Consider the following 18204-nt stretch of genomic DNA (forward strand, 5'->3'; position numbering starts at 1 on the left):
GGCTGGCCCCAGCCACACACCCCAGCACTTTAAACTAGCTATCAAAGTATAAAAAAGAACTCCACCTTTAAGATAGAGTTCCAAGGACCATCAACACTATTTGACAAAGTCCCAAATTAATGAGACACTTCTAGTTTAGTTAAGAACATTATCCGATTAAAACGCCGCCATCAGTGGTCTTAAACCGGTCGTCTAAGTTGATATGGTCATAAAAGAGAACACCATTTAAATGATCAAATTCATGTTGAACCACAATTGCAGGATAGTCTTTTAAGCGCGAAATATGTTTATTTCCGTCTAAGTCGTACCAACGTAACTTGATACGATTATGACGCCAAACATAGCCAGGGACATCTTTATCGACTGATAAGCAGCCTTCTCCCATACTTAAAGCAGCACCTTGAACTGATTCTGTTAAAATAGTGGGGTTAACTAAGATCTCTTTAAAGACTGGGGGCTGTGTTTCGTCATCATCGGGTACCAAAACTGCAGCCATTCGTGTTGAAGAGCCCACTTGTGGGGCTGCCAAGCCGACACCAGCACGTAAATGATATTTCTCTGCTAATTTTTCGTCTTGACTGACTTCTAGGTATTCCATCATTTTATGGCCCATTTCTTTTTCTGCATCAGAAAGTGGAAATGTTAGCTCTTGTGCTCGCGAACGTAAAACTGGGTTGCCATCGCGAGTAATATCGTCCATTAGTATCACGTTATATTGCCTCCAAAAGTTATTTTCCTCTTATTTTAGCATATTTACTGGAATGATTGTTAAAAACATTAGCATAGATCTGGAAAAGAAGATGTTTAGATACATTTTAACCGATAAAAAGCTTCCAAATTATTCGGGCAGGGAAAATTTTCAGATATTGTTTTCTGTGTTAGAATAATAAAATAATACTACATAGAGAATGACTTTGCGGGAGGCGGGTATATGACGAAAAATGTTTTGATTTCTGGCAATGATTGGCTAGTGGAAGCTATTTTACAACATAATATTATTCAAGATCAGGAACTGAATCTGATTTGGTATCAAAAAGAGACCGAGTTTCCTCGGTTAGTTCACGAGTTATTGGCGGCAGCGACTCTCGCTGAGAATTTAAATTTAACGGCAACTAATACACCAGATTGGGCGTCGATTGATTTGATACTGGTAGGGAATCAAGCTGGGGAGAAGGCGGAACTTTCATCTGATGAGCGACTGCATGCAGAAATTCATTGGACACAAATAATCGTGAATCAAGCGATGGCGAATAATTTTGCCGGTAAAATTTGTTTTTTGACCCGTTTCAGTGAACCACAGGTATTTGCAGCACTGCATTTTTCTGGCTTACCTGAAAATGCAATTTTTGGTATTGGAACTTTGCCTTTGGCATTAGTGGCTGAACAACTTCTGGCAAACACTTTGAAAATTGATGTGAGACAAATTCATGTGAGTGTTTTAGGAACCTTATTGGACCCAATTCCAGCTTGGAGTCGGGGTCTAGTTGCGGGCACACCATTACTATCATTAGTGGCACAAGAAAATAGTATATTTTCTCAGGATAAACTATTGGAAATTGAGAAGATTTTGAAAGAAAGCACACCTAAAAGTCTGTTACCTGCGATTTTAGCTAGTATTGATAAGATTTTTACTGCTTTATTTTCACCATTCGCGCAAATTTTGCCATTAACCCATCAAGTCCTGCTAGGTAAGCAAAAAATTGCAGTCAGTGAACCGGTGTTGTTGTCTAATCAAGGTGTTTCCAAGTTACCAAGTTTTACTTTATCGGAACAAGAAAAACAGGATCTGGCACGAATTAAGGTTGCAGTGCTAACGCAAATTGAAAATTTGACGGGTGGTAATTAATTATGAGTCAAGATGTTTATGAATATCCATTAATGCCTGAATGGGACATTTCTGCAGTCATTCTAGCAACTGATTTTTATCAGGCAGTTGAGCAGTTTTATGATTCTGGCATTGAGCGAGCAGATTTTTTATCTAAGTATCAACTCTTTCGTGAGTTAGAGCCTGCCAAGATGATTCAAAAACAATTAGATCAAAGATTTCAAGCCGTTTCTGGTTATAGTATTTACCAGGCGGTACAGTATGCCAATCAACATGAAACAAAATTTATTGGATTTAAACCTAAAAAGGGGTGAGCAAATGAATGAGCAATTAGCGATCCATCAAGTTGTCAGTCAATGGTTTCGGCAGGTCCGTCCGCAAATTTTAGCGGGTAGAAAACAAGGATTGGAGATTGAAAATAAGACATCACGGTTAGATTTAGTGACTAATATCGATAAAGAAACTGAACAATTTTACCGGCAACAAATCAGGCAGCATTTCCCAAATTCTAAGATTTTAGGTGAAGAGGGGGCAAAAGAAGACATCAATTCAGCTGAAGAGTTATTTTGGGTGATTGATCCAATCGATGGTACGATGAATTTTGTTAAGCAGGGTCGGTCATTTGTCAGTATGCTAGCAATCTATCACAAACAGCAGCCTGTGTTGGGCTACATTTATGATGTTGTTGCTGACCAGCTTTATTGGGGCGGCCCTGGTTTGGGAGTTTATTGTGATGAAGAAAAACTGAGTGAACCAGAAAACATCAGCCTAAAAGAGGGACTGCTGGGTGTTAATGGCCCAATGATCATGTCAAATTATCGCAATTTGCAAACAGTGGTCAAGCAAAGTGCGGGTGCACGGATCTATGGCAGTGCAGGAATTGAGTTCATTCATGTTTTGCGGGGACAATGCGTTGGATACCTGTCTCATTTACGTCCGTGGGACTATGCTGCAGGAAGTATTTTAGCAGAAAGTTTAAATTTGGTTGTGAAAACGATTGACGGCAATATACTAGACGTGGTATCATCAGAAGATGTACTGGTAGCCACGAAACGAGCTTTTAGCGAAATAACTGCTTTAATGGCTGCCAAATGATAGCCGAATAACTGTGGCTTCATTGTCACAGCTTTTTTTATGCCAGGTTATGAAAATAATGTCTAAGTTTTCACAAAATTATGAAAAACAAATGGCTTGATAGTTTCAGGATTGATTGTAATGAAAGGAAGAAAAAATTTTGAAAACACGCGATGATATTCGTAATGTTGCCATTATCGCCCATGTCGATCATGGTAAGACCACATTGGTCAATGAACTACTAAAACAGTCTGATACTTTGGATGAACATACACAAATTGGCGATCGTGCCCTGGATTCCAACGATATTGAAAAGGAACGCGGAATTACGATCCTTTCTAAGAACACTGCTGTCCGTTATAAAGACAAGCAAATCAACATCTTGGATACACCAGGACATGCCGATTTCGGTGGTGAAGTTGAACGTATCATGAAGATGGTTGATGGGGTTGTTTTGGTTGTTGATGCTTTTGAAGGAACAATGCCTCAGACACGTTTTGTTTTGAAAAAAGCCTTCGAACAACATTTAACACCAATCGTGGTTATTAACAAAGTTGACCGTCCAGGTGCGCGTCCTGACGAAGTTGTTGACGAAGTTTTGGACCTCTTTATTGAATTAGGTGCAGACGAAGAACAACTTGACTTCCCAGTTATTTTTGCTTCAGCTATGAACGGAACTTCTTCATTAGATTCTGACGTTGATAAGCAAGAACACACAATGGATCCAATTTTGGATACAATTATTGATACAATTCCTGCACCAATTGATAACTCTGACGAACCATTACAATTCCAAGTTGCAATGCTTGATTATAACGAATTCGTTGGTCGTGTTGGTGTTGGTCGTGTCTTCCGTGGTACGATCAAAGTTGGGGACCACGTTACAGTTATGAAACTTGACGGCAGCCAACAAAACTTCCGTGTTACTAAACTGTTTGGTTATTTTGGTTTGCAACGTTTGGAAATCAATGAAGCCAAAGCTGGTGACTTGGTTGCTATTTCTGGGATGGAAGACATCTTTGTTGGGGAAACAATTTGCCCTTCTGACCACTTAGAAGCATTACCAATTTTACGGATCGATCCACCTACATTGCAGATGAACTTTATTACTAACAACTCACCATTTGTTGGTCGTGAAGGCGATAACGTTACTGCTCGTAAGTTGGAAGATCGTTTGAAGGTTCAATTGCATACTGATGTTTCTTTACGTGTTGAAGATACAGAATCTCCTGATACATGGGTCGTTTCTGGTCGTGGAGAACTTCATTTGTCAATTTTAATCGAAACATTGCGTCGTGAAGGTTTTGAATTGGCTGTTTCACGTCCTAAAGTTATCTTGCGCGAAGTTGAAGGCAAATTATCTGAACCTTTCGAAAACGTCACAATTGATACACCAGACGAATACTCTGGTTCAATCATTGATGCCTTAGCACAACGTAAAGGTGAAATGACTAACATGGAAACTGGGAATAACGGTCAAACTCGTTTGACTTTCTCATCTCCTACTCGTGGTTTGATCGGTTTTGATTCACAATTCCTTTCAATGACACGTGGTTATGGGATCATGAACCATACCTTTGCTGAATACAAACCTGTGATCCGTAACTGGGAACCAGGTCGTCGTAACGGTGCTTTGGTTTCAATTAACCAGGGTAAAGCTACAACCTATGCTATCATGGGTGTTGAAGGCCGTGGGACAATTTTTGTTGACCCAGGGACAGAAATCTATGAAGGCATGATTATTGGTGAATCTTCTCGTGAACGTGACATTTCTGTTAACGTTACGAAGGGTAAGAACTTAACTAACGTTCGTCAGTCAAGTAAAGACCAAACTGCTTCAATCAAAAAACCAACTCATTTGACATTGGAAGAATCACTTGAATTCTTGAATGAAGATGAATTGCTTGAAATCACACCAGAATCAATTCGTTTACGTAAGCGGATCTTGAACACTAATGCGCGTGAAAAAGAAGCTAAGAAATCAAAGAAATCAACAAACTAATTTTTAACAAAAAAGGCTGGGTTAATTCCCAGTCTTTTTTTGTTAAAAAAGAAAGGTATTGCGTAATCGATAGATTTTAAATGTTGATTAAAAAAAATTTCTCACTGTTTTATTATTAAAAGTTGCAATATAATAGAAGGGTAGCAAAAAATTGGCTAAATAAGAAAGAGCCACAAACGCTAACGAATTTTTAAGCATTGATGAAGTATGATATAATTGCCCAAATGGCGAAAGGGGAGAAAAATTAAGCAGATGGTGAGTCAAAAAGATGCCTTAGATGTTTTAGAAGAAAATGCTGCTAGTATTCGCAAATTGATCGGTAATCAAAAATTTGCCCTATGTTTAACTGATTGTCCAGCTTTTGACGATGTCGCAGATACACGGGTCTATGGTTTTTCTTGCCAGGTTCGCTTTGCTGTTGCGTGTGGATTTTTGACCGAAAAAGAGGGACAGAAAATGGTAACTGCATTAGAAAATGATTTGGCAGATATCAAGCAAGAAGCAAGTGAACGTTCTGCTCGATAAGAAGTTGACATGAAAAAAATAAAAGAAAAACTCAAGTATTTTGATTACTATTTATTCATCCCCTACATTTTGTTGTGTATTGCGGGAATTATTATGGTGTACTCAGCTAGTTCGATTAATTTGTCTTATGTTGGGGCAAAAACAGATGCCTATTTATGGCGTCAGCTAATTTTTGTGATCGTGGGGGTCATTGGCTTATTGATCTTTAGTCATGTGAATCCCCATTGGTGGGCCAGTCCCATTTTTTTAGTGGGCGGCTTTTTCGTGCTCATTGGTTTATTGATTTTTGCCCTGCTGTTTTCGCGGGAAATTAACGGTGCAAGAGGGTGGATCTCTTTTGGACCAATCAGTTTGCAGCCAGCTGAGTTGTGTAAATTATATTTAACGATGTTAATGGCACGGACAATGGCAGTCCGTGAACAAAACCTGGAACAGGGAAAGATATATCCGACATCTGCCAAGTTAAAACCATATCTATTGGTAGCATGTATGCTGATTTTGATTTTATTAGCCCCGGATTTTGGGGGCTTTATGATCAACTTGACGGTTATTTTAGTGATTGCAACCACTTCAACTAATACAGGACGGTTATCTTATAAGAAAAGAGCCGCTGCGTGGAGTGGAGCGGCTCTTTCACTGTTATTGTTAATTCAGCTCTTGCGTCTTGGGAATCCATTAAAAGGAACCCGGCTTTCATATATGTATGAACGTTTCCAGGCCTTTTTTGATCCATTTTCAGTGGCAGATTCCTCTGGAAAGCAGTTGGTAAATTCATATTATGCAATCAGCAATGGCGGTTTATTTGGCTTGGGTTTGGGGAATAGCGTGCAAAAACGCGGCTATTTGCCAGCACCATATACCGATTTTATTTTGTCGGTGATCAATGAAGAACTCGGTTTTATTGGCAGTGCTGTGATTTTATTGTTACTGGGCTTTATGATCGCCCGGATCTTTTTAATCGGGATTCGGTCACAAAACACCTATAACACTTTATTTTGTTATGGAATCGGGTCATTCATGCTAGTACAAACCTGTTTTAATGTTGGTGGAGTTTTGGGAATGCTGCCAATTACTGGGGTCACCTTGCCTTTTATTTCTTACGGAGGTTCAAGTATGTTGGTCCTTTCCATTTCAATTGGAATGGTGATGAATATTGCTGCCAATCAAAATCGTGGAACTGAAATAGATATTGCAAAAAAAGTTAATTAAAATAAATAGAATTAAGCTAATAAGCTCTAATTTAGAAATGGTGGGAGATCATGAAAAAGATTTTAATAGCTAATCGGGGAGAAATAGCTATCCGAATTATTCGCGCTTGTCATGAACTAAAATTAAAAACTGTGGCTGTTTATGCGAAAGAAGATGAGTATGGCGTTCATCGTTTTAAAGCTGATGAAGCTTATTTGATCGGTGCAGGTGAAAAGCCAATTGCAGCGTATTTAGATATTGATGAAATTATTCGTGTGGCTTTGATGACTGGTGCAGATGCAGTTCACCCAGGTTATGGCTTTTTAGCTGAAAATGAAGAGTTTGCTCGTCGCTGTGAGCAAGCAGGGATTACCTTTATTGGGCCAACAGTCCAACAGTTACATCTTTTTGGTGATAAAGTTGCTGCCAAACAAGTTGCCTTACAGGCGGGGTTACATACGATTCCTGGTACAACTGAACCTGTTACATCCCTTGAAGAGGTTGCTCAATTGGGGCGTGAATTTGGCTATCCTATTATGTTAAAAGCAGCTTTAGGCGGTGGCGGCCGAGGAATGCGGATCGTTCATAGTGAAGATGAACTTTCAGCAAACTATCAGCGGGCTAAAAGTGAAGCTAAGCAAGCCTTTGGCAGTGATGAAATGTATGTCGAAAAATACTTAGATCATCCGAAGCATATTGAAGTTCAAATCTTAGCTGATCAACATGGTAACTTGATGCATTTATTTGAACGTGATTGTTCAGTTCAACGACGTCACCAGAAAGTCATTGAATTTGCCCCAAGTATTACTTTAAGTGCAAAGAGACGGGCTGAAATTTGTAATGCCGCTGTAAAACTTATGCAGAGTGTGAACTATCAAAATGCCGGGACCGTTGAATTTTTAGTGACAGATTCAGACTTTTATTTCATTGAAGTTAATCCACGAGTTCAAGTTGAACATACTGTAACTGAAATGATTACAGATATTGATATTGTACAGACTCAAATTAAAATTGCTGATGGGCAAAATCTTTACACAGAAATTGGTTTGCCACGTCAAGACCAACTCACGATGCATGGTTCTGCAATTCAATGCCGCATCACAACAGAAGATCCAGAAAACGATTTTCTACCTGATACTGGTAAAATTGAAACTTATCGTTCTCCAGGCGGATTTGGTGTTCGTTTGGATGGGGGAAATGCCTATGCTGGGGCAACAGTTACTCCATTTTTCGATTCATTATTAGTTAAAGCTTGTGTACAAGCACGAACATTTGAAGATGCCGTTAAAAAAATGAGAAGAGTTCTCAGTGAATTTCAAATTCGTGGGGTGAAAACTAACATTGGCTTTATGACTAAAGTCTTAAACCATCCGACTTTCTATACTGGTCAAGCACATACGACCTTTATTGATGACACCAAAGAATTGTTTATTCCTGAAAAAGAGCCAAACACCAGCAACATGTTATTGAAATATGTGGGAAATGTCACAGTTAACGGTTATCCGGGTGTAGCCCACCATAAAAAGGTTTATTATCCAGAGGCGCGGCTGGACCAACAGCAAATTACTGGGAAACCCCATGAAAATGCTAAGACTATTTTGAAAACGCAGGGTGCGGATGCCGTAATTAAGTGGGTAAAAGATCAACCGAAATTATTACTAACTGATACAACGATGCGTGATGCACATCAAAGTCTATTTGCAACTCGGATGCGGACAAAAGATATGCGGCCGGTCATTGATGTTTATGACCGTGCCTTTCCAGATATTTTTTCTGCTGAAGTCTGGGGCGGAGCGACTTTTGATGTTGCTTACCGTTTCTTGCGTGAAGATCCATGGAAACGTCTGCAGTTAATGCAGCAAAAAATGCCGAATACATTGTTACAAATGTTATTTCGGGGTTCAAATGCAGTGGGCTATCAGAATTATCCGGATAATGTTTTACGTGAATTTATTACAGAAAGTGCTCATCAAGGTGTAGATGTCTTCCGTATTTTTGATAGTCTAAACTGGGTCGATCAAATGGAAAAGAGTATTCAGTATGCACGGGATGCAGGTAAGATTGCTGAAGGAACGATGTGTTATACTGGCGACTTATTAAGTCCAAGTGAACATAAATATGACTTGAACTATTTTGTTTCTCTGGCTAAAGATCTAGTTTCTGCTGGGGCACAAATAATTGCTGTGAAGGATATGGCGGGACTATTGAAACCCAATGCTGCCTATGAGTTGATCAGCTCCCTGAAAGATGCAATTGATGTTCCGATTCATTTGCATACTCATGATACAACCGGCAATGGAATTGCTACCTATCTCCAAGCCACTAGAGCTGGTGTGGATATTGTTGATGTTGCAAGCAGTGCTTTGTCAGGAACAACCAGTCAACCATCCATGACAAGTTTATACTATGGCTTGGCAGGAAACGAACGTCAACCTGAGTTGGACTTGACCGCAGCTGAAGCAGTTAACCGTTATTGGTCTGGTGTTAAACCATATTACCAAGACTTTATGAAGACAACAGATGCGGCCCAAACTGATATTTATGAAACGGGAATGCCAGGCGGCCAATATTCTAACCTACAGCAACAAGCTCAAGCTTTAGGTATCTCTAATTTTGAAGAAGTTAAAGATATGTACCGGACAGTCAACAGTTTGCTGGGGAATATCATCAAAGTTACACCAAGTTCTAAGGTGGTCGGGGACTTAGCGTTGTTTATGTTGCAAAATAACTTAAACGCAGCTAATATTTTGACACGCGGTGAAGAACTTGATTTTCCTCAATCAGTGGTCGATTTTTTTGCTGGAGACATTGGTCAACCAGTTGGCGGTTTCCCACCAGAATTACAAAAAGTGGTCTTAAAAGGTCGGACTCCGCTGACTGTTCGTCCGGGCAGTTTAGCTCAACCAGTTGATTTTGAATTAACTAAAAAGCAGTTGGCCACAGTGATTGGAAGAGAACCAACTAAGTTAGAAGTTTTGAGTTATGTCTTATATCCTGATGTCTTTAAAGACTATGACCAGGCTAATAAACAGTTTGGTGCGGTAGAGTATTTGGATACGGCAACTTTCTATCAGGGTATGCGTCCAACAGAAACAACAGAAATTTCGTTTGGTCATGGTAAGAGTATCATCGTGAAGTTGGACTCAATTTCACGTCCAGATGATGTCGGTAACCGAACTTTATTTTTCTCAGTTAACGGCGAAACTTCTCGGATCGTAATTAAAGATCAGAGCCAGGCAATTACTGGAATTGCTGTACCAAAGGCAGAACCAACAAATCGTGAACATGTTGGAGCAACACTAAGCGGTTCCGTTTTGGAATTACTAGTTCAAAATGGGCAAAAGGTACATCAGGGTGACGAATTAGTTGTAACTGAGGCGATGAAGATGGAGACCACGATTAAAGCTCCATTTGATGGCACGATCAAACACACCTATATTAAGAAGGGTGATCTGTTGGAAACTGGGGACTTACTCTTAGAAATTAGTCCGGACAAACAACAAGGTGACCGTGAAATGCCTGAAATGTAAGGCAAAGTGAGTTACAAGTGAAAGGAGGAACGCAGTTGCCATTTGAAATTAAGCAGCGCCAAGGAATCATTGTCTATTTGTATCATTTGAAACAAAGCAAGATCCTTCGTAAATATGGCACGATTCAATACGTTTCCCGTAAGATGAAGTATGTTATTTTATACGTTGATCAAGATCAATTAGAAGAAACAATTCAGAAAGTTGCTAAACTAAAATTTGTGAAGACAGTCATGAAGTCGCCCCAACCAGAAATCAAACGCGATTTTCAAAATGGTTCTATTTATAAACTAACTGATGAAGATCAAGACAAAAATAATTAGAATTATGTGGAGAAAAAGATGAGAATAGTTGCAGGAAATTATAAGGGACGGAGATTAAAGGCTGTACCTGGGATGAAGACACGACCAACCACTGATAAGGTCAAGGAATCAATGTTTAATATTATTGGACCTTATTTCGATGGGGGGAACGTGTTAGATGCATTTGCTGGGAGTGGTGCCTTATCGATCGAAGCAGTTTCTCGTGGAGCTGACCGAGCAGTCCTAGTCGATCGCGCGTATCAGGCAATCAAAACGATTCATGATAATATTGCGGTTACTAAAGAAGAAGAACGCTTTTCTGTAGTGAAGGGTGATTCTTTTAAGATGTTGCCAGTTTTAGCTGAGCGACATGAAAAATTTGATTATGTGTTTTTTGATCCTCCATATCGGGAACAAAAAATTATTAAAATGATTCAAACCTTAGTTGAACTTAATTTGCTGAACCCTGAGGCGGTTTTAATTTGTGAAACCAACCAGGAAGCTCATTTGCCGGTCCAACTAACAGGATTTGAATTACTGAAACAGGTTGATTATGGAATAACTGAATTAACTTATTATAAATTTGTTGGTGGTGAAAATTAACATGATAGCTTTATTTCCAGGAAGTTTTGATCCGTTAACTAACGGACATTTAGATTTAATTTCACGAGCGTCTAAGATGTACGACCAAATTATTGTTGCTGTCATGACAAATACGTCCAAAAAGCCGCTTTTTTCAACGGATGAGAAGTTAGAGTTGATCAAGACTAATGTGAAAGAGATGGCTAACGTAGAAGTAATTGCGGTTGAGTCGGACTTGACTGTTAATGTCATGAATAAATTAGGAGCGACTGTTTTAGTCCGAGGAGTTCGAGATGTTAAGGACTTTGAATATGAGCGTGAAATCGCTGCTATGAACAGTCAGTTAGACGGTCAGATCGAAACGATCTTACTACTAGCACGGCCTGAATATTCATTTCTTTCCTCAAGTATGATCAAGGAAGTTGGCCAATTTCATGGGGATATTACTAAATTTGTCCCCGCTAATGTTGCGGCTGCGTTAAATCAGAAGTTAGAACGATGAATCAGAAGTTAAAGCACGTTTTAGGTTATGCAGTGTTGGTGTTGACTTTGTTAGTCTTACTCTTTTTACCGCTCCCAGTCTATCTTGATTCTCCGGGAGCTGCGCAAGATGTTTCATCTTATGTGAAAGTAAATGGTCAAAAAGACAAACAGCCGGGGCAATTTATGCTAGTGTATATTAAGCAGGCTAAAGCAACACCGCTTAGCTGGGCTCTAAGTTTTACTAACAAATATGCGACACGAACATCAGCCAAAGAAGAGGTCGGCGACTATAGTGACCGCGAAATGGCCAAAATTCAAAACTATTATATGTCATCCTCAGTGGCAGAAGCTAAATACCAGTCACTAAGCTTAGCGCACCAAAAAGTTAAGCGACAATATCTGGGAATGTATGTGATGTCGGTTTTGAAAAAGTCCAATTTTGCTGGCAATTTAAAAGTAGGCGATGTGGTGAACAAAGTTGCAGGAAAAAGCTATTCTAGTTCTGCGGCTTATATGCGGGCGCTGCAACAAATGCCGCCACGCAAAGACGTCACGATCGAGTATCAGCGTGGTCGAAAACAAGGACAAGCTCATGGTCGTTTGATCAAGTTACCGCAAACTAAGCGCTATGGTTTAGGAATCACTTTGACTGATCGGGTTAAAACTATTAGTTCGGTGCCGATTACGGCAAATATGCAAGGGATTGGTGGTCCTTCTGCTGGTTTGATGCTGACCTTACAAATGTATAGCCAATTAACTCAGCAAGATCTGCTGAAAGGACGCAAAATTGCCGGAACTGGGACTATTGAAGCCGATGGTCATGTCGGACAAATCGGTGGCGTTGAGCAAAAAGTAGTGGCCGCAAGTCGTGCTAAAGCTTCGATCTTTTTTGTCCCGAATGATCCACAGTTAAAAAAAGATAATAATTATCAAGCAGCACTGAAAACTGCGCACCAATTGAAGACTAAGCTAAAAGTTGTGCCAGTCAGCAATGTTTCACAGGCTGTGAATTATCTGAAAAATTAAATCTTGCTAAAAAAAGGAAATTTAAAAAATAAATTTCCTTTTTTTGCGTATATATTAAATGAAAGGATAAAACAGCTATGGAAAAATTGACATTGTTTTGGGAAGAGCACAAAAATAAAATCATCGTGATCAGTGGTGCGCTTTTGCTAGTGCTGATTTTAGTTGGCCCGAAAATCAAGGCTGCCAATACTTTGTTTGGTCAGAGTACACCAACTCAGCCAGAAGAACTAGTGACAAGTGAGTCTAGTACGGTTTCTAGTTCTAGTGAAGGTGAGGTGCAACAGTCCAATTCGACTGGGCAAAGTATGACTAAAAATCAATCAATTACTGTGGATGTGAAAGGAGCGGTTGTTCACCCTGGAGTCGTCACTATGCAAGCAGATCAACGTGTTGACGCAGTCTTAAAAAAAGTCGGCGGTGCTACAGCACAAGCAGATTTAAACCAAGTTAATTTGGCTCATCGCTTAGTTGATCAGATGTTGATTTATATTCCTGCAAAGGGAGAAGAGGTGCAAGTTAATAGCCCAGTTTTGGTTAGTAATGAACAGCCAGGTGAAGGTGAAACACAAGCAAGCCAAACTGAGACTGAAACGGATCCAACGGCGGAATCAAAAGTTAACTTAAATTCGGCAACTAAAGAACAACTAACCCAGTTAAACGGGATTGGCGATAAAAAGGCAGATCAAATTATTGCTTATCGCCAGGAACATGGGAACTTTAAAAGCCCAGAAGATTTAAAAAATGTTTCTGGAATCGGAGATAAAATTTTTGCAGCTTTGGCAGATCAAATTACCGTGAATTAGTTTAGTAAAAAGTTACTTTAAATAACAATGCTAGGAGAATATGCTATAATAATTTAAATCAAATTGTATCAAAAACAACATTAAAATTGATTAAACAACAAGGGGCTTAGGATTATGAAGGAACGAATTCCATGGGATCAATATTTTATGACGCAGGCAGTGTTATTATCAACTCGAAGCACCTGTGAACGTTTAGCAGTTGGTGCAATTTTAGTACGTGACAAGCGGATCATTGCGGGCGGCTATAACGGCTCAGTCTCTGGTGATACACACTGCATAGATGAAGGGTGTTATTTAGTTGACAATCATTGTGTAAGAACGATCCATGCAGAAATGAATGCAGTCTTACAGTGCGCTAAATTTGGGGTAGCGAGTGCGGATGCTGAAATTTATGTCACAGATTTTCCTTGCTTACAATGTACAAAAATGCTGTTGCAGGCTGGGATCCGTAAAATCTATTATTTACGCAATTATCATAACGATCCGTACGCAGTGTCTTTGTTAGAACGAAAAGATGTTGCAGTCCAACGGGTTGAAATTGATAAGAAGTATCTGAATGCTATTTATACGGATGACCATTTCAACGAGCAGGAGTCGTAAGCTACGCGCCAATATTATTGCTTTTTTCTTAGTTTGGATGCTTTACTAATAACGTTTGCCATTTTTGCGCACTCAATTTTATGGTTTATGCTCTGGCTGGTGCTGCAACTTAGAATTTGGCGAGCTAAGCAGTTAACTTTACTATTAGTCAATTTAGTTTTTTGTTTGAGCTGGTGTGGTTACCTAATAGTATGGCAGCAAAAAATTACGCAACAAACTCTCAGTGAGCAAGTGACAGTAAATCGTGAGTTACTGTTTATTGAACCCGATGAGTATACGATCAATGGAGATTTATTGAAGTTTACTGGTCAACGTGTTAGTAACAAACAAAAGATCCTGGGTTATTATCGGATCCGCTCTGAACAAGAAAAAGCAGCATTACAAGGGATTCAACATCCCTTGACGGTTCAAGTCGCTGGTAAAGTTGGTCCAATTAATGCGCCAACTAATCAAAATGAATTTAATTTTCAGCGGTATATGCTTGGAAAAAACATCTCTAATGAGATCCAGGTGACACAGCTTAGAAGTGCAGCGTCTCCACCTAAATTGGGATTGTTGCGGCAATTTTTGGCTATTTTTCATGTGATCCGTAAAAAGATGATCGATCATTTTGAGAGAATGCCGCAACCATTGGGCTGGTTTATTCAGGTCCTGTTGATTGGCTACCAGAGTGAACAGTTTCAAGAACAAATGGACCAAATTAATCGTTTAGGCTTATTGTACTTATTTACCTTGTCTGGGATGCATGTCTTTTATTTAGTAGCTATGATTCGTTTTTTATTGCGCCAAGTCGGTACGACCAAAGAAACAACTGATCTTTTGTTATTAGGAATCTTACCAATCTATGGTATTATTGGCGGCAGTTCCTTAGGATTGGTTCGGTCAATTTTAATGACATGGCTGCATCTTGCAAGTCAGCGCTTCGGTCAGTGGCATCTGACAGGGATAGAGACTTGGTCATTAGTGTTGTTAATGAATCTTTTTTATAGTCCCGTTGCAGTTTTTAGTTTAGGGGCACAGTTAAGCTATTTGTTGACTTTGATTTTAATTTTAAGTCGTCAAAAAAAGCAGTGGTTGACTGGTTTACAGATGGGAGCATTTACCATTCCGCTAGTTTTGCGGCAGACTTTTGTCTGGAATATTTGGACGATCCCGCTCTCGATTTTGATTGGTCCAATTTTTGATTGGCTGATTTTTCCAGTAGTGATCGTGGGAATGATTTTCGTTCCGTTCCAATTAGTTTGTAATGGAGTATTGAAAATTTTAGCAGCGTTTTTTAGCTGGAGTTCAGATTTGCCAGGAACGATTATATTTGGAAAACCGCCAGCCATCTTTATCTTATTCTGGTTGGGATTATTACTAGCATGCCAAGTTAAACCCAAAAAGCTGTTATTATTAAGTTGCTTACTTCTTTCTGGGGTGTGTGCGTATGGTTGGATTCACTTACCATTAAACGATGAGGTAACTTATTTTGATATCGGTCAGGGAGATTGTTCTTTGATCAAAACGCGATTTGATCGTCAAGTTTATTTAATCGATACTGGTGGTAAATTGTCTTTTAATACAGAGAAGTGGCAGGTTAGAAACAGTCGAACTAATGGAGAAACAGTTGTGGTAAATTACTTACACAGTCAAGGAATTTCTCGAATCGACCGACTGTACTTGACTCATCAAGATACTGACCATGTGGGTAATTTTCCGAGTATTAGCCAAAGCATTAATGTTAAGCAAATTATTGTACCGGTAGGCATGGAGCAATTAGCTAGTTTTCAGCGACGATTACAGCTTTCACGGGTTAAACCGTCAGCGGTTGTGGCAGTAACAAATCAAGTCCATGAAACAGTGCCATCGCTGGCATTACAAATTTTGCATCCATTTGAACGTGGCCAAGGGAAAAATGAGGATTCATTAGTGCTGCTTTATCGGTCTGGAAAAACCAACTTTTTGTTTACTGGAGATTTAGATCGGGCAAACGAACTAAAAGTTTTAGAAAAATATCCTAATTTAAGAGCCGATATTATGAAGACTGGTCATCATGGAAGTAAGACTGCTAGTGATCCTAAGTTTATTCAACAGGTCCAACCTAAATTAGCGATTATTTCGGCTGGAAGGAATAATCGCTATGGGCACCCGAATGAAGAAACTTTAGTGACTTTACGAAAATACCGCGTACCATTTTTATTAACTGCTCGTGATGGTATGATTAAGGTGATACTAAGTAAACAGGGACCACCAAAATTAACAACCTATGGGCAGATGAATATTTATTGATGAAAAAGAAGGTTTAAGATGAAAGTTCAACAGGCAATTAAAAATATGACCAATGGTAAAATTGCGCCAGTCTATGTCGCTTTAGGCACAGAGTCATATCTTCAAGATCAATTTAAAGATTTTTTAGTGAACCTAATCCCGGCAGAAGAACAAGAATTTAACGTTGGTCGTTATGATATGGAGGCTGTGAATCTCTCCGTTGCTATCGATGATGCACGGTCCATTCCTTTCTTTGGTGAGCATCGTCTAGTTTTACTCGAACGGCCTTATTTTTTGACAGGAACTCACCAAAAAAATGCATTAGATCATGATTTAGATGGCTTATTACAATATCTAAAAAACCCTGAGTCAGCGACTATTTTTGTAATTATGGCGCCGTATCCAAAATTAGATGAACGAAAAAAATTAACTAAGCAACTTCGTAAAACTGCAGAGTTTATTGATTGTAAGCCATTGACTGAACGTGATGTTCGGGCTGCATTATCAACTAAGTTACAGGGGCAAGGTTGGAAAATCGAACCAGCCGCGCTCGAACTGTTACTAGAGAGAACAGGAGCTGAACTCAGCGCAATAATGGGGGAATTGCCTAAGCTTGTTTTAGCAACGCAAGATACTAAGGTGATTAGCAAAAAAGAAGTAAACGCATTGGTTGCTCGTTCATTTGAACAAAATATCTTCGATCTGGTGGATTTGGTATTGGAGAGAAAAGTTAATGCAGCATTAACAATGTATCGTGAACTGTTATTGCAAAAAGAGGAACCGCTAAAAATTAACGCAATTTTAGAAGGCCAGTTCCGGTTAATGTTACAGGTCATGATTTTACGAGAGCATGGTTTTGATCAAGGAAGCATGACTAAACAAATTAAGGCTCATCCATATCGGATAAAGCTCGCTTTACGTAAAAATCGCCGTTTCAAAAGAATTGACTTGCAAAATGCTTACCTGGGCTTGGTACACGTGGAAGAAAAAATGAAATCTTCTGCGGTTGACCCAGAATTGTTATTTCAGTTATTCTTATTAAACTTTAGTCAACACCAAGGAGTTGCGTAAGTACGGCGTTTAAAAACAATAAAAAAACCATCGTCATAAAGGCGATGGTTTTTTTATTAACTTATTTAGCTAAACGAGCAGCCATTCTTGACTTATCGCGAGCAGCTTTATTGGCTTTGATCAAACCTTTAGAATAAGCTTTGTCAACGGCAGAAACTGCTTGGTTGAACAATTCTTCAGTGTTGTCAGCACCAGCTGTTTTAGCATTTTCAAACTTTTTAACAGCACTACGCATTGTGCTAAGTTGAGCAGAGTTACGAGCGTTAGCTTTTTCGTTTGTTTTTACACGTGCAATTGCGGATTTAATAATAGGCATTCAATTCACCTCCACTTGTGTGATTCCATTAACGGTAATCAATTAATTTCAACACCAATAATTATACAAGAGCAGCAGTAACATTGCAATAAAAATCGTGCATGTCAAGAAAAATTCCTTGACATTAGTGTTAAATCCTTGGAATTTAGGCAAATTCACTAAATAATTCTAAGAATATCTTGCAATTTAGGCGGATTTCTAGTATCTTTAAGTCTGTACGGATTTCCGTGCAATCCTTAAACTGAGTTAACCTGACTCACCGTCGCTTAACCCGGTCTGGGGGACAAAAATTTGAAGGGTGGAAATTACTAATGGCAATTTCAAAAGCAAAGAAAAACGAAATCATGCAGAAATATGCTCGTCATGAAGGCGACACAGGTTCTGCTGAAGTTCAAATCGCTGTCTTAACAGAAGATATTAATGAATTGAACGCACATATCGGTCAACATAAGAAGGATTACGCTTCACAACGTGGTTTGTTAAAGAAAATCGGTCATCGCCGTAACTTGTTAGCATACTTGCGTAATGAAGATGTTCATCGTTACCGTGACTTGATCCAAAGCCTTGGATTACGTCGTTAAAATTTTCATGGAAAATCACTGCGGTGGTTTTCTTTTTTTTTGCCTTTTT

General features: G+C 39.2%; 18 protein-coding genes. 16 read left to right on the plus strand and 2 right to left on the minus strand.

Going from position 1 to position 18204, the window contains the following annotated elements; translation table 11 throughout:
• Positions 1-148: 148 nt before the first annotated feature.
• Entirely contained in the window at positions 149-709 is a 561-nt protein-coding gene (gene def / locus LPAF129_RS00005) for a peptide deformylase (protein WP_244053728.1), read from the minus strand.
• A 222-nt stretch (positions 710-931) separates the two neighbouring features.
• Between def and LPAF129_RS00010 the strand changes: the two genes are divergently transcribed.
• From LPAF129_RS00010 to holA, 15 genes are all read left to right on the plus strand, one after another.
• The gene (locus LPAF129_RS00010; RefSeq protein ID WP_244053730.1) at positions 932-1846 is read left to right on the plus strand and encodes a lactate dehydrogenase; all 915 of its coding nucleotides are present in this window, start codon (positions 932-934) and stop codon (positions 1844-1846) included.
• A 2-nt stretch (positions 1847-1848) separates the two neighbouring features.
• Positions 1849-2139, plus strand: a complete 291-nt coding sequence (locus tag LPAF129_RS00015) for a UPF0223 family protein (protein ID WP_244053732.1) — start codon at positions 1849-1851, stop codon at positions 2137-2139.
• 4 nt (positions 2140-2143) lie between these two features.
• Complete coding sequence (locus LPAF129_RS00020) at positions 2144-2920, plus strand: inositol monophosphatase family protein (RefSeq protein WP_244053734.1); 777 nt, start codon at positions 2144-2146, stop codon at positions 2918-2920.
• Between the two features lie 139 nt (positions 2921-3059).
• Complete coding sequence (typA, locus tag LPAF129_RS00025) at positions 3060-4901, plus strand: translational GTPase TypA (RefSeq protein WP_244053736.1); 1842 nt, start codon at positions 3060-3062, stop codon at positions 4899-4901.
• A 252-nt stretch (positions 4902-5153) separates the two neighbouring features.
• The gene (locus tag LPAF129_RS00030; protein ID WP_244053738.1) at positions 5154-5426 is read left to right on the plus strand and encodes a DUF1507 family protein; all 273 of its coding nucleotides are present in this window, start codon (positions 5154-5156) and stop codon (positions 5424-5426) included.
• A gap of 9 nt (positions 5427-5435) precedes the next feature.
• Positions 5436-6635, plus strand: a complete 1200-nt coding sequence (locus LPAF129_RS00035) for an FtsW/RodA/SpoVE family cell cycle protein (RefSeq protein ID WP_244053740.1) — start codon at positions 5436-5438, stop codon at positions 6633-6635.
• Positions 6636-6685: 50 nt separating this feature from the next.
• Positions 6686-10144, plus strand: coding sequence for a pyruvate carboxylase (locus LPAF129_RS00040; protein WP_244053742.1), 3459 nt, complete (start codon positions 6686-6688; stop codon positions 10142-10144).
• Between the two features lie 35 nt (positions 10145-10179).
• Positions 10180-10464, plus strand: a complete 285-nt coding sequence (locus LPAF129_RS00045) for a YlbG family protein (RefSeq protein WP_244053744.1) — start codon at positions 10180-10182, stop codon at positions 10462-10464.
• A gap of 18 nt (positions 10465-10482) precedes the next feature.
• Positions 10483-11046, plus strand: coding sequence for a 16S rRNA (guanine(966)-N(2))-methyltransferase RsmD (rsmD, locus tag LPAF129_RS00050; protein ID WP_244053746.1), 564 nt, complete (start codon positions 10483-10485; stop codon positions 11044-11046).
• Position 11047: 1 nt separating this feature from the next.
• The gene (coaD, locus tag LPAF129_RS00055) at positions 11048-11527 is read left to right on the plus strand and encodes a pantetheine-phosphate adenylyltransferase (RefSeq protein WP_244053748.1); all 480 of its coding nucleotides are present in this window, start codon (positions 11048-11050) and stop codon (positions 11525-11527) included.
• Positions 11524-12534, plus strand: coding sequence for a SepM family pheromone-processing serine protease (locus LPAF129_RS00060; protein ID WP_244053750.1), 1011 nt, complete (start codon positions 11524-11526; stop codon positions 12532-12534). Before coaD ends, LPAF129_RS00060 begins: the two co-directional genes overlap by 4 nt.
• Positions 12535-12611: 77 nt before the next feature.
• The gene (locus LPAF129_RS00065) at positions 12612-13337 is read left to right on the plus strand and encodes a helix-hairpin-helix domain-containing protein (protein WP_244053752.1); all 726 of its coding nucleotides are present in this window, start codon (positions 12612-12614) and stop codon (positions 13335-13337) included.
• A 111-nt stretch (positions 13338-13448) separates the two neighbouring features.
• A complete protein-coding gene (locus LPAF129_RS00070) occupies positions 13449-13937 on the plus strand; it encodes a ComE operon protein 2 (RefSeq protein ID WP_244054138.1) in 489 nt (162 codons plus the stop codon).
• Between the two features lie 33 nt (positions 13938-13970).
• Positions 13971-16208, plus strand: coding sequence for a DNA internalization-related competence protein ComEC/Rec2 (locus LPAF129_RS00075; RefSeq protein WP_373875014.1), 2238 nt, complete (start codon positions 13971-13973; stop codon positions 16206-16208).
• Between the two features lie 18 nt (positions 16209-16226).
• Entirely contained in the window at positions 16227-17258 is a 1032-nt protein-coding gene (holA, locus tag LPAF129_RS00080; RefSeq protein ID WP_244053756.1) for a DNA polymerase III subunit delta, read from the plus strand.
• 61 nt (positions 17259-17319) lie between these two features.
• Here holA and rpsT read toward each other — a convergent pair whose 3' ends face one another.
• Positions 17320-17574: a 30S ribosomal protein S20 gene (rpsT, locus tag LPAF129_RS00085; protein WP_244053758.1), complete on the minus strand. Its 255-nt coding sequence runs from the start codon at positions 17572-17574 to the stop codon at positions 17320-17322.
• A 311-nt stretch (positions 17575-17885) separates the two neighbouring features.
• Here rpsT and rpsO point away from each other — a divergent pair, with 311 nt between their 5' ends.
• Positions 17886-18155 carry a 30S ribosomal protein S15 gene (gene rpsO / locus LPAF129_RS00090; RefSeq protein ID WP_244053760.1) on the plus strand — a complete coding sequence of 90 codons (270 nt, stop codon included), beginning with the start codon at positions 17886-17888 and terminating at the stop codon, positions 18153-18155.
• Positions 18156-18204: the final 49 nt, after the last annotated feature.

Source organism: Ligilactobacillus pabuli (genome assembly GCF_022836475.1).
GTDB classification, from domain to species: domain Bacteria; phylum Bacillota; class Bacilli; order Lactobacillales; family Lactobacillaceae; genus Ligilactobacillus; species Ligilactobacillus pabuli.